This window comes from Streptomyces sp. NPDC058464 (genome assembly GCF_042721035.1).
Taxonomy (GTDB): Bacteria; Actinomycetota; Actinomycetes; order Streptomycetales; family Streptomycetaceae; genus Streptomyces.
In genome coordinates this window covers 106,991-119,306 of the sequence record NZ_JBHXMA010000012.1, presented here as the reverse complement: position 1 = coordinate 119,306, position 12,316 = coordinate 106,991, and the positions used below count along the sequence as shown (strand labels likewise).

General features: G+C 71.7%; 7 protein-coding genes. 6 read left to right on the top strand and 1 reads right to left on the bottom strand.

All coding sequences use genetic code 11. From position 1 onward, the window contains the following. The first annotated feature begins 4 nt into the window (after positions 1–4). Both ACFWPQ_RS18215 and hflX read left to right on the top strand, forming a co-directional pair. Positions 5–1,531, top strand: coding sequence for a M1 family metallopeptidase (locus ACFWPQ_RS18215; protein ID WP_384035170.1), 1,527 nt, complete (start codon positions 5–7; stop codon positions 1,529–1,531). Between the two features lie 199 nt (positions 1,532–1,730). Continuing rightward, positions 1,731–3,224, top strand: a complete 1,494-nt coding sequence (gene hflX, locus ACFWPQ_RS18210) for a GTPase HflX (RefSeq protein ID WP_384035167.1) — start codon at positions 1,731–1,733, stop codon at positions 3,222–3,224. 150 nt (positions 3,225–3,374) lie between these two features. Here hflX and ACFWPQ_RS18205 read toward each other — a convergent pair whose 3' ends face one another. Next, on the bottom strand, positions 3,375–4,598 hold the full coding sequence (locus ACFWPQ_RS18205) for a trypsin-like serine peptidase (RefSeq protein WP_384035164.1): 1,224 nt from the start codon (positions 4,596–4,598) through the stop codon (positions 3,375–3,377). A 471-nt stretch (positions 4,599–5,069) separates the two neighbouring features. Between ACFWPQ_RS18205 and ACFWPQ_RS18200 the strand changes: the two genes are divergently transcribed. The 4 genes from ACFWPQ_RS18200 (at position 5,070) to ACFWPQ_RS18185 (ending at position 12,248) form a co-directional block, all read left to right on the top strand. Continuing rightward, the gene (locus tag ACFWPQ_RS18200; RefSeq protein ID WP_384035161.1) at positions 5,070–6,644 is read left to right on the top strand and encodes a diaminobutyrate--2-oxoglutarate transaminase family protein; all 1,575 of its coding nucleotides are present in this window, start codon (positions 5,070–5,072) and stop codon (positions 6,642–6,644) included. Positions 6,645–7,023: 379 nt separating this feature from the next. Then, positions 7,024–9,114, top strand: a complete 2,091-nt coding sequence (locus ACFWPQ_RS18195; RefSeq protein ID WP_384035158.1) for an IucA/IucC family protein — start codon at positions 7,024–7,026, stop codon at positions 9,112–9,114. A 122-nt stretch (positions 9,115–9,236) separates the two neighbouring features. After that, positions 9,237–10,070, top strand: coding sequence for a GNAT family N-acetyltransferase (locus ACFWPQ_RS18190; RefSeq protein ID WP_384035155.1), 834 nt, complete (start codon positions 9,237–9,239; stop codon positions 10,068–10,070). Positions 10,071–10,271: 201 nt separating this feature from the next. Next, a complete protein-coding gene (locus ACFWPQ_RS18185; protein WP_384035152.1) occupies positions 10,272–12,248 on the top strand; it encodes an ATP-dependent DNA helicase in 1,977 nt (658 codons plus the stop codon). Positions 12,249–12,316 lie beyond the last annotated feature (68 nt).

Sequence of the window (12,316 nt, the reverse complement as noted above, 5' to 3'; positions counted from 1 at the left end):
GTCCATGCCGCTCACCCTCCGCACCCGCCCGCTGCCGGAAGGCACCCGCCCGGCCCGGCGCGTCACCGGCCCGCTCCGGCACCGGCGGGCCGCCGCTCTCCTCGCCTCCGCCGTCTCCGTCGCCCTTCTCGGCGCGAGCGCCCCGCCGGTCCCGCTGGGCCTGGGCGACCGGCTCTTCCCGTACCTCGGCAACCCGGGGTACGACGTGGCGTCGTACGACCTCTCCTTCACCTATCCCGGCAGCAACGACAAGCCGCTGCAGGCCGTCACCACCATCAACGCCGTGGCCACCACCGGCCTGGACCGGCTCAACCTGGACTTCGCGCACGGCAAGGTCGAGTCCGTAGAGGTCGACGGGCGGCCCGCTTCCTTCGAAGGCGCCGGTGAGGACCTGGTCGTCACGCCCGACAGTCCGCTGCGACAGGGCGAGTGGACGCGCATCACGGTGAAGCACACCAGCGACCCGGTGTCCGCCAAGGACCAGGACGGCGGCTGGGTGCGCACCACCGACGGGCTCGCCATGGCCAACCAGGCCGACGCCGCCCACCTGGTCTTCCCGTGCAACGACCACCCGTCCGACAAGGCGATGTTCACCTTCCACGTCACCGCCCCGAACGGCTATACCGTCGTCGCCAACGGGCTGCCCGCCGAGACGGCCCGGTCCGGCCGCACGACCACCTGGACCTACCGCACCCGGCACCCCATGGCCACCGAGCTGACCCAGGTCTCCATCGGCCGCTCCGCCGTACTGCACCGCGCGGGACCGCACGGGCTGCCCGTCCGGGACGTCGTCCCGAGCGCCGACGCCAAGAAGCTCGAACCCTGGCTGGCCAAGACCCCGGACCAGATCGCCTGGCTGGAGAGCAAGGTCGGCACGTACCCGTTCGAGACGTACGGCGTGCTCATGGCGCAGGCCTCCACCGGCTTCGAGCTGGAGACCCAGACCCTCTCCCTCTTCGAGAAGAACCTGTTCACCGAGCCCGCGTACCCCAAGTGGTACATCGAGTCGATCATGGTGCACGAGCTGTCCCACCAGTGGTTCGGCGACAGCGTCAGCCCGCGTGTCTGGTCCGACGTCTGGCTGAACGAGGGCCATGCCACCTGGTACGAGGAGCTGTACGCGGAGGAGAAGGGCCACCAGCCCATGATCAACCGCATGAAGGCCGCGTACGGCCTCTCCGACCGCTGGCGCGCCGAAGGCGGACCGCCCGCCCTGCCCAAGGCCCCCAAGCCGGGCCAGAAGATCAGCATCTTCCGCCCGAACATCTACGACGGCGCCGCCCTCGCCCTCTACGCCCTGCGCCAGGAGATCGGCAGGCCGGCCTTCGAGCGCCTGGAGCGGATCTGGGTCCAGCGGCACAGGGACGCCACGGCGACCACGGCCGACTTCGTCCACCTGGCCTCCGCTGTCGCGAACCGCGACCTCTCCGGCTTCTTCGACGCCTGGCTCTACGGCGAGAAGACCCCGCCGATGCCCGGCCACCCGGACTGGAAGCAGGTACCGGCCCCCAAGAAGCAGACCAGGAAGTGACGGCGGGGCGGCGCCCCGAATAACACGATGCCGGGACGGGGCGTACCGTGCGACCATCGTGGGGTCGGCTCAGGCTGGCTCAGGCCGGTACAGGCCGGTACAGGTCGGCACGGTGCGGGTCGCGGGGAATCTCCCGGGGTACTCGTACGTTGAGACAACTGAACGCCGGCTTCGGTATCCCTATCGACGTAAGGACCCAATGACCTCCTCTTCTTCCCCTTCCCAGGACACCAGGCGCCTCGCGCAGGACTACCCCGACGGTCTTCGGGCCGATGCCCTGATGGAAGAGGACGTCGCCTGGAGCCACGAGATCGACGGAGAGCGGGACGGCGACCAGTTCGACCGCTCCGAGCGCGCGGCCCTGCGCCGCGTCGCGGGCCTCTCCACCGAGCTCGAGGACGTCACCGAGGTCGAGTACCGACAGCTCCGCCTGGAGCGCGTCGTACTGGTCGGGGTATGGACCTCGGGCACCGTGCAGGACGCGGACAACTCCCTCGCGGAGCTGGCCGCCCTCGCCGAGACGGCGGGCGCGCTCGTGCTCGACGGCGTCATCCAGCGCCGCGACAAGCCCGACGCGGCCACCTACATCGGCTCCGGCAAGGCCCTGGAGCTGCGTGACATCGTCCTCGAGACCGGCGCCGACACCGTCATCTGCGACGGTGAGCTCAGCCCGGGCCAGCTGATCCAGCTGGAGGACGTCGTCAAGGTCAAGGTCATCGACCGGACCGCCCTCATCCTGGACATCTTCGCCCAGCACGCCAAGTCCCGAGAGGGCAAGGCACAGGTCTCGCTCGCGCAGATGCAGTACATGCTGCCGAGGCTGCGAGGCTGGGGTCAGTCGCTGTCCCGCCAGATGGGCGGCGGCAAGGGCGGCGGCCTGGCCACCCGTGGTCCCGGTGAGACCAAGATCGAGACGGACCGGCGGCGGATCCGCGAGAAGATGGCGAAGATGCGCCGGGAGATCGCGGAGATGAAGACCGGCCGCGAGATCAAGCGCCAGGAGCGCCGCCGCAACAAGGTGCCGTCCGTCGCCATCGCGGGCTACACCAACGCAGGCAAGTCCTCCCTCCTCAACCGCCTCACGGGCGCCGGCGTCCTGGTCGAGAACGCGCTGTTCGCGACCCTGGACCCGACGGTCCGCCGCGCGGAGACCCCGAGCGGCCGTCTCTACACGCTGACCGACACCGTCGGTTTCGTCCGCCACCTGCCCCACCACCTGGTCGAGGCGTTCCGCTCCACCATGGAGGAGGTCGGCGACGCCGACCTGATCCTCCACGTGGTCGACGGCTCGCACCCGGTCCCGGAGGAGCAGCTGGCCGCCGTGCGCGAGGTGATCAGGGACGTCGGCGCCACCGGCGTACCCGAGATCGTCGTGATCAACAAGGCGGACGCGGCCGACCCGCTGGTCCTCCAGCGACTGCTCCGCAACGAGAAGCGCTCCCTCGCGGTCTCGGCCCGCACCGGCCTGGGCATCGAGGAACTGCTCGCCCTGATCGACAACGAGCTGCCCCGCCCGTCGGTGGAGCTTGAGGCCCTGGTCCCGTACACCCACGGCAAGCTCGTGGCCCGCGCCCACAACGAGGGCGAGGTCCTCTCGGAGGAACACACCGCCGAGGGCACCCTCCTCAAGGTCCGCGTCCACGAGGAACTGGCGGCGGAACTTGCGCCGTACGTCCCGGCTCCGGCCGCGTGACACTTCGTAAGCGAGAGGCCCGCCCCGTTTTCAAGGGGGCGGGCCTTGTCGCGCCCCTTCAGGGGCGCGGGGAACTGCGCGATCAACCACGATGGCGAGTCAGCCGCCGACCCGCAGTCCCCCTACGGCGAGAAGGCGAAATCGCTCCCCTCACTGATCAGCAAACTCCTTACTGACCCCCTCATAAACCCCCTTGGCCACATCACCGAACCGAGGCCCGGCCAGCCACCCCGAACTCACCGGCCCGATCGACGTGTTGGACACCAACGCCGGCTTGCCGTCGGCGCCCGTCTCCACCCAGCCGCCACCCGACGCCCCACCGGTCATCGTGCACCCGATCCGGTACATCGTCGGCGCCGACGCGTCGACCGACAGCCGCCCCGGCCGGTCCGCGCACTGGTACAGCAGCGACCCGTCGTACGGCTTCGCCGCCGGATACCCGGTGGCGGTGATGCTGGACACCTTCGGCACCGCGGGCGCGTCGAAGTTCACCGGCAGCGCCGAACCGACCGTCTCCTCAAGGGACTTGCCGCCGTTGCCCTGCTCGGGCGTCACATGGATCACGGCGTAGTCGTACGACGCACCGTCGCCGCCCGTCTCACCGCCCTGGTCGATCCACTGCTGCGAGGTCTGCGCCCCGTCACCCCACCAGACGCCGTACGGCGCGACCTGCGAACGGGTCGCCGCCGCCAGCGCCGAACCGGTCAGCCCCTTGTCGTTGTACGACGGCACGAACGCGATGTTGCGGTACCAGCCGCCGTTCTTGCCCGCGTGCACACAGTGCCCCGCCGTCCACACCAGGTTGGACTTGCCCGGGTGCGCGGGGTCCTCGACGACCGTCGCCGAGCAGACCATCGTGCCCTCGGGGGAGTCGAAGAAGACCTTCCCGGCCGTGGCCGCACTCGCGTGGTACGCCGGCCGCACCGCCTTCGCCTGAACAGGCTCCGGCGTCGGGTCGGTCACCCCCTGGTCACCTGAGATGTCGTTGTCGTCGACGCCCTTGTCCTTGTCGGGGTCGTTGGCGTCCCGCATCCGGTTCGGGTCCCACAGACCCTTGATGATGGGGTTGATGAAGTCGTTGGCCTCGCGCAGCCAGTCGTCCTTGTCCCAGTTCTTCCAGGCGCCGTTCTTCCACTTGTCGATGTCGATCCCGTGCTCTTTGAGCTTGTTCTTGATGTCGTCCGGGATCTTGATCTTGCCGTCGCCGGTGTCGGCAGTGGCGGACGCGGACGCCGGGCCGCCCGCGTTGTCGTCGCCGGAGCCGCCGCAGGCGGTGGCGGTCAGCGCCAGTGCCGAGGCGAGGGCGACGGCCGCCAGCGCACGGGGCGCGCCCCTTCCACCTCGAGGGGCGGACGACGGCCGGATGGATCGCATGGTGGTGACTCCCCCTGTTGGTAAGGAACTTCAGCGTCACACTATGCGCTCGCTGTGCGCCGCTTCCGATGGAAGGGCAACGGTTTCGCTACGGCCTCACCAGCGAGACAACCGCAGTTCGTATGTGGGGTCCACGCGTCGCATGTAGCCGGTGCCGTCGCGCGTTCGCCCAAGCTGTGCACCGCTCGATTCGCATGGCGAGACATGGCCGGAGGAGGTCGGTCGGGTGGTCGGCCGGGAGGTTGGTCGGGAGGTTGGTCGGGAGGTTGGTCGGGAGGGCGGTCGGGAGGTGGATCCGTGTCCGGCGGGTCGAGCGGTGGGTGGGCCGGGAAGGGCAAGCTCGTGGCAAGGATCTTGAGGCGACCCGTAACCCGTCGGCCGGTCCGGGGTTGGTAGCGGTGGGGGGCCCGCTGCCTGCGCCCGGTGCCCGCCGATCAAGTCGCCTCTGGACAGCGGGGAGGACAGCGAGCCGTGGCCGTGACGGAGCCGGTGACCGAGGGGGCGTTCGGGGGAGCGCGCGCGGCGCACGAGGGGATCCTGAGGCGCCAGTCGGCGCGCGAGTCGCGGGCACGTACCTACGCGCGCGCCCTTCCCATCGTGCCGGTGCGGGCCCGCGGCCTGACCATCGAGGGTGCCGACGGACGCCGTTACCTGGACTGCCTCTCCGGCGCCGGCACCCTCGCCCTCGGCCACAACCACCCCGTCGTGCTGGAAGCGATCCGCAAGGTCCTCGACTCCGGCGCCCCGCTCTCCGTCCTCGACCTGGCGACCCCCGTCAAGGACGCCTTCATCACCGAACTGTTCCGCACCCTGCCACCCGGCCTCGCCGACCGCGCCCGCGTCCAGTTCTGCGGGCCTGCCGGTACGGACGCCGTCGAGGCGGCCTTCAAGCTCGTCCGGGCCGCGACCGGCCGCACCGGCATCCTCGCCTTCACCGGCGCCTACCACGGGATGACCACCGGAGCCCTGGCCGCCTCCGGCGGGGCCGGCGACGTGCGCGTCGCCCGGCTGCCCTATCCCCAGGACTACCGCTGCCCGTTCGGCGTCGGTGGCCCCCGCGGCGCCGAACTCGCCGCTCGCTGGACCGAGACCGTCCTCGACGACCCCAAGTCCGGCATCCCCCTCCCCGCCGGCATGATCCTCGAACCCGTCCAGGGCGAGGGCGGGGTGATCCCCGCGCCGGACGACTGGCTCCGCCGGATGCGCCGGCTGACCGCCGACCGGTCCATCCCCCTGATCGCCGACGAGATCCAGACCGGGGTGGGCAGGACCGGCGCCTTCTGGGCCGTCGAGCACAGCGGCGTCACCCCTGACGTGATGGTCCTCTCCAAAGCCATCGGCGGCAGCCTCCCCCTCGCCGTCGTCGTCTACCGCGACGACCTCGACGTCTGGGAACCCGGCGCCCACGCCGGCACCTTCCGCGGCAACCAGCTCGCCATGGCCGCCGGCACCGCCACCCTCGCCCACGTCCGCGAGAACGCCCTCGCCGAACGAGCCGGCCTCCTCGGCTCCCGGATGCTCACCCAACTGCGCCGACTCCAGGACGACTTCGCGTGCGTGGGGGATGTGCGGGGGCGGGGGCTGATGATCGGAGTGGAGCTGGTGGACCCGGAGGGGGAGGGACCCGCGGGGCCGGCGGAGGGGCGCGCGAAGGACGAGAAGGAGGCGATGGAGACGAAGGAGGCCATGGGGGAGGCGGGGGCTCGAGGAACCGGCGGTGCGGTGCGAGTGCCCGCCGACGCGGTGCGGGTGCCCGGCGATGCGGTGAGCGAGTGGGACGGTGAGGCCCGGCCCGGGCCCCGCCCCGCCGCCCCCGAACTTGCCTCGGCCGTGCAGCGCGCCTGCCTGGAACGCGGCCTGATCGTCGAACTCGGCGGCCGCCATGCCGGTGTCGTACGACTGCTCCCGCCACTGACCATCACCGACGAACAGGCGGCCGCCGTACTGGACCGCCTCGCCGACGCCGTGGCAGCCGTGGCCCGCGACCCGGCCGCCCACGGCGCCCGGCCGCGACGCCCCGAGGGCCGCAAGGAGCCGGCCGACTGACCGGCACACCGGAAACGCCACGACCGGTCGGCACCCCCGACGCGAACCGGCCGACCGAACTTCCGGGAGGGGAATCGCCGCCGGGGCTGTCCGGACCACCCAGACCACCCACACAACCCCCACCGCCCGGAACCCCCGGGCAGGACGTGCCCGCCGAATCGCCGGCAGCAGGCCGGCCGACCGGCGCAGCCAAGACGGACCAGCCGGCCCGTGATCCCGGACCCGGCCGACCGCCCAGCCCACCGAACCCCACATCATCCACACCCCTCTCATCAGGACACTCACCACTCGACTCATCACCCGATCACCACCCGACCAGCCCGGTTCGCCGGCCCGACGCCGAGCACCCGCACCGCCCGAGCCCCCCGAGGAACCCTCCTTGAACGCCACCCCCACCCCCGACGACAACGGAGAGCAGGGCCCGCCGGGGCGCCCCGTTCCGCTCGCCGAGTCGGTCCCCCAGCAGCGAGGCCGCACCGCCCAGCCCGAGCGACCGCGCGACGACACGGGAGACCTCCTCGAACACCCCGCCCCATACATCGCCGCCCAGGCCGCTGCCGTGGAGAACCTGCTCCGCTGCTGGGTCCGCGAGACGAACCTGCCCGCGCCCGCCACCGGCACCCTCCGCATCCCGCTGCCCGCCAGCGGTACGGCGTTGATCACCCCGGTCCGGCACTGGTCCCCGGCCGGCTGGCACCGCTTCGAACCGCCCCGCCTGGCCGGCGCCCCCGACACCGCCCCACCCGTCGACGCGGTCGCTCTCGCCGCCCTGCTCACCCGCGAAACGACCGCAGCAGCAGCGGGCACGGCCGACCGAGCCGAGGACAGTTCCGGCCACACCGGGGGCAACAGCGGCCACACCGCGGGCGGCACTGGCCACACCGCGGGCAGCACCGGCCACGCCGGGGACTGCACCGGCCACGCCGGAGGCGCAGCCGCCCCCGTCCGCGGCCCGGTCGGCCACGCGGCCGACGGCACCCCCAACGCGTGGGCCACCCCCGACGGCGACGACCTTGTGGCCAGGGTCGCCGATTCCCTGCGCCGCACGGCCACCTTCATCGCGGACCGGCGCGCCCACCCCGCCGACGGCCCCGACCGCTTCCTCACCGCCGAGCAGGCACTCCTCCTCGGGCACCCGCTGCACCCGACCCCGAAGAGCCGCGAGGGCCTGACCGAGTCCGAAGCCCGGCTCTACTCACCGGAGCTGCGCGGCTCCTTCCCGCTGCACTGGATGGCGGTCGCCTCCTCCCTGCTCGTCACCGACTCGGCCTGGACCGAGCGAGGCCGTCCCCTCCCCGCGTCGCACCTCATGGAACGCCTGTCCGGCACGGTCCTGCCCCTGCCCGACGGCTGCGCCGCCGCCCTGCCCCTGCACCCCTGGCAGGCCCGCGAGATCGGCCTCCGCGAGGAGACCGCCGCGCTCCTCGACGCCGGACTCCTCCGCGACCTGGGCCCGCTCGGCGCCCCCTGGCATCCCACCTCCTCCGTACGAACCGTCCACCGCACCGGCGCCCCCGCCATGCTCAAGCTGTCGCTCGGCCTGCGCATCACCAACTCCCGTCGGGAGAACCTCCGCAAGGAACTCCACCGCGGCGTCGAGGTGCACCGTCTGCTGCGCACCGGCCTCGCCAAGCAGTGGCAGGCCGCCCATCCCGGCTTCGACATCGTGCGCGACCCCGCCTGGCTGGCCGTCGACGGCCTGGACGGCCGACCCGTACCCGGACTCGACGTGGTGATCCGGCACAACCCGTTCACGCCGACCGACGATGTCTCCTGCGTCGCCGGGCTGGTCACACCCCTGCCCCTCGACGCCCCGGGGGCGAAGGGCCGGCCCCGGCCGAACCGCTCCCGGCTGGCCCGGGTGGTCTCCCGGCTCGCCGAACGCACCGGCCGACCCGTCGGTGCCGTCAGCGCGGAGTGGTTCCTGCGCTACCTGGAGCAGGTCGTCCGCCCGGTGCTCTGGCTCGACAGCGAGGCCGGCATCGCCCTGGAGGCGCACCAGCAGAACACCCTGCTCCTGCTGGACGACGACGGCTGGCCGGCCGGTGGCCGCTACCGCGACAACCAGGGCTACTACTTCCGCGAGTCCCGACGGGATGACCTCGACGCCCGGCTGCCCGGCATCGGCGAGCACAGCGACACCTTCGTCTCCGACGAGGTCACCGACGAACGCTTCGCCTACTACCTCGGCATCAACAACGTGCTCGGCCTGATCGGCGCGTTCGGCTCCCAGCGGCTCGCCGACGAGCGCCTGCTGCTCGCGGCCTTCCGTCGTTTCCTCACCGACGCCGCCGCCGGCCCGGCCCCGCTGCGCACCTCCCTGCCTGCCCGCCTGCTCGACTCACCCGTCCTGCGCTGCAAGGCCAACCTGCTGACCCGGCTGCACGGCCTCGACGAACTCGTGGGCCCGGTCGACACCCAGTCCGTCTACGTCACCATCACCAACCCCCTTCATTCCGCGCCTTCCTGACCCCACCGACAACGTCACCGACGCCCAACCGATCACCCCACTTCTTCCCACGCCCTTCAGCCACCGCCTTCATCCACCGACCGAGGAACATGACCCACCTCGTCTCCTGAGAGGAGCGCACGATGCCTCCCACCGACGCGAGCGCCGACACCGGCCCCGCCCCGGTCCACCCCGGCCGTTCCGGACCCGCCGAGGACATCAGGGACTGCGAGGACACCCTGGACCTCCGCCTGCCCGACGAATTCCTCGCCCTCGTCGCCGGGAAGACCCCCGATCCCGGACAACAAACCCACGGGCTCACCCGCGACCGACTCGGCCCGGTCGATTCACCCGGCGCACTCGGCTCGCCAGGACCGCTCGGCCGCCCGGGCCCGCCGGACGCGCTCGATCTGCTCGACCAGGTCGGCAGCTGGGGCCCCACCCAGACCCCGGTCGGCGCCTTCCAGTTGCTGCCGGTGCACGTCGAGCGCGACCTGCCGATCATCAGCGGCTGGATGAACGACCCCGCCGTGGCCGCGTTCTGGCAGTTGGCCGGCTCACGCGCGCAGACGGAGGAGCATCTGCGCGCCCAGCTCGCGGGAGACGGACGCAGCGTGCCGTGCCTGGGCATGCTCGACGGCATCACGATGAGTTATTGGGAGATCTATCGAGCCGACCTGGACCCGCTCGCGCGCCACTATCCGGCCCGCCCGCACGACACCGGTGTCCACCTTCTCGTCGGCGATGTCGCCGACCGGGGACGGGGACTGGGGTCCGCCCTGCTCAGGGCCGTGGCCGATCTCGTACTCGATCACCGCCCCGCCTGTGCTCGAGTCGTCGCGGAACCAGATCTTCATAACACCCCCTCCGTGGCCGCCTTCCTCAACGCCGGCTACCGCTACGCCGCCGAGGTCGATCTGCCGGGCAAACGGGCCGCCCTCATGATCCGGGACCGGTCCCTACGTCATCTGATGTAGCGCTGAGTGATTGCGTGTACACATGTAGTACGAAGCGGCGACCGATCAAGTTCCCGGCCGTCCGAAAGAATTCCGGGCGGCCCGTCCCCCGGCCCGGCCGTCCCCCTTGGCCTGCCTGTCCGGAGCCCCCGGCGTGATCCCACCCCACGTCCCCGCCTTGATCGCCCGATTGTCAGTGCCGGGCCGTAGGGTGGTCGCGCTATGACGAAGCCCTCACTCCCTGAACTCCTGCATGCCGCTGTCACAGCTGTCGGCGGTACGGAGCGCCCCGGCCAGGTGACCATGGCCGAATCGGTCGCCGGAGCGATCGACGACGGATCCCATCTGCTGGTCCAGGCCGGCACCGGCACCGGAAAGTCGCTCGGCTATCTGGTGCCCGCGCTCGCACACGGAGAGAGGGTCGTCGTGGCGACGGCGACCCTCGCCCTGCAGAGACAGCTCGTCGAGAGGGATCTGCCGCGCACCGTCGACGCCCTGCACCCGCTGCTGCGCCGGCGCCCGGAGTTCGCCATGCTCAAGGGCAGGTCGAACTACCTGTGCCTGCACCGGCTGCACGAGGGCATGCCCCAGGACGAGGAGGAGGGCCTCTTCGACCAGTTCGAGGCGGCCGCGCCCACCAGCAAGCTCGGCCAGGACCTGCTGCGACTGCGCGACTGGGCCGACGAGACCGAGAACGGCGACCGCGACGACCTCACACCGGGCGTCTCCGACAAGGCGTGGGCTCAGGTCTCGGTCTCCTCCCGGGAGTGCCTCGGCGCGTCCAAGTGTGCCTACGGCGCCGAGTGCTTCGCCGAGATGGCCCGTGAGCGTGCGAAGCTCGCCGAGGTGGTCGTCACCAATCACGCGCTGCTCGCGATCGACGCCATCGAGGGCGCCCCGGTGCTCCCGCCGCACGAGGTGCTGATCGTGGACGAGGCACACGAGCTGGTCTCCCGGGTCACCGGTGTGGCCACCGGCGAGCTCACCCCGGGCCAGGTCAACCGTGCGGTTCGGCGCGCCGCCAAGCTGGTCGACGAGAAGGCCGCCGACCAGCTCCAGACCGCCGCCGAGGGCTTCGAACGACTGATGGAGCTGGCCCTGCCGGGGCGCCTGGAGGAGATTCCGGAGGATCTCGGGTACGCCCTGGCGGCGCTCAGGGACGCCTCCCGGACCGTGATCTCCGCGATCGGTACGACCCGCGACAAGTCGGTCCAGGACGAGGACGCGGTCCGCAAGCAGGCGCTGGCCTCGGTGGAGACCGTGCACGACGTGGCGGAGCGGATCGTCGGCGGCTCCGAGTGGGACGTCGTCTGGTACGAACGCCACGACCGCTTCGGCGCCTCCCTCCGTGTCGCCCCGATGTCGGTGTCGGGCCTGCTCAGGGAGAAGCTCTTCGCGGACCGCTCGGTGGTCCTCACGTCGGCGACCCTCAAGCTGGGCGGCGACTTCAACGGCGTCGGCGCCTCCCTGGGCCTCGCCCCGGAGGGCACCGAGGGCGACGACCTCCCGCAGTGGAAGGGCGTCGATGTCGGCTCGCCCTTCGACTACCCGAAACAGGGCATTCTCTACGTGGCCAAGCATCTGTCGCGTCCCGCGCGGGACGGCGACCGCGCCGACATGCTCGACGAACTGACCGAGCTGATCCAGGCTGCCGGCGGCCGCACCCTCGGTCTCTTCTCCTCGATGCGGGCCGCCCAGCAGGCCGCCGAGGAACTGCGGATCCGGATTCCCGAGTTCCCGATACTCCTGCAGGGCGAGGAGACCCTTGGTGAACTGATCAAGAACTTCGCGGCGGACCCCAGGACCTGTCTCTTCGGCACGCTGTCACTGTGGCAGGGCGTCGACGTCCCCGGCCCCAGCTGCCAGCTGGTCGTCATGGACAAGATCCCGTTCCCGCGCCCGGACGACCCGCTGATGAGCGCCCGGCAGAAGGCCGTCGAGGACGCCGGCGGCAACGGCTTCATGGCGGTCGCCGCCACCCACGCCGCGCTCCTGATGGCCCAGGGCGCTGGCCGGCTCGTCCGCGCGTCGGGGGACCGCGGCGTGGTGGCCGTACTCGACCAGCGGCTGGCCACCGCGCGGTACGGCGGCTATCTCAAGTCCTCACTGCCCGACTTCTGGTACACCACGGACCGAAACCAGGCGCGGAAGTCACTGGCGGCGATCGACGCGGTGGCGCGCCAGGCGGAGACGGAATGACCGTGGGGGGGGGCGGGGGGGGCCGGGCGGGGGGTCCACCCCCACGATATAATCCGGCGCGCACACAA

Coding starts and splice junctions, on each gene's coding strand:
- ACFWPQ_RS18215 (WP_384035170.1), top strand. CDS start 5: ATGCCGCTCACCCTCCGCACCCGCCCGCTGCCGGAAGGCACCCGCCCG.
- ACFWPQ_RS18185 (WP_384035152.1), top strand. CDS start 10,272: ATGACGAAGCCCTCACTCCCTGAACTCCTGCATGCCGCTGTCACAGCT.
- ACFWPQ_RS18205 (WP_384035164.1), bottom strand. CDS start 4,598: ATGCGATCCATCCGGCCGTCGTCCGCCCCTCGAGGTGGAAGGGGCGCG.
- hflX (WP_384035167.1), top strand. CDS start 1,731: ATGACCTCCTCTTCTTCCCCTTCCCAGGACACCAGGCGCCTCGCGCAG.
- ACFWPQ_RS18190 (WP_384035155.1), top strand. CDS start 9,237: ATGCCTCCCACCGACGCGAGCGCCGACACCGGCCCCGCCCCGGTCCAC.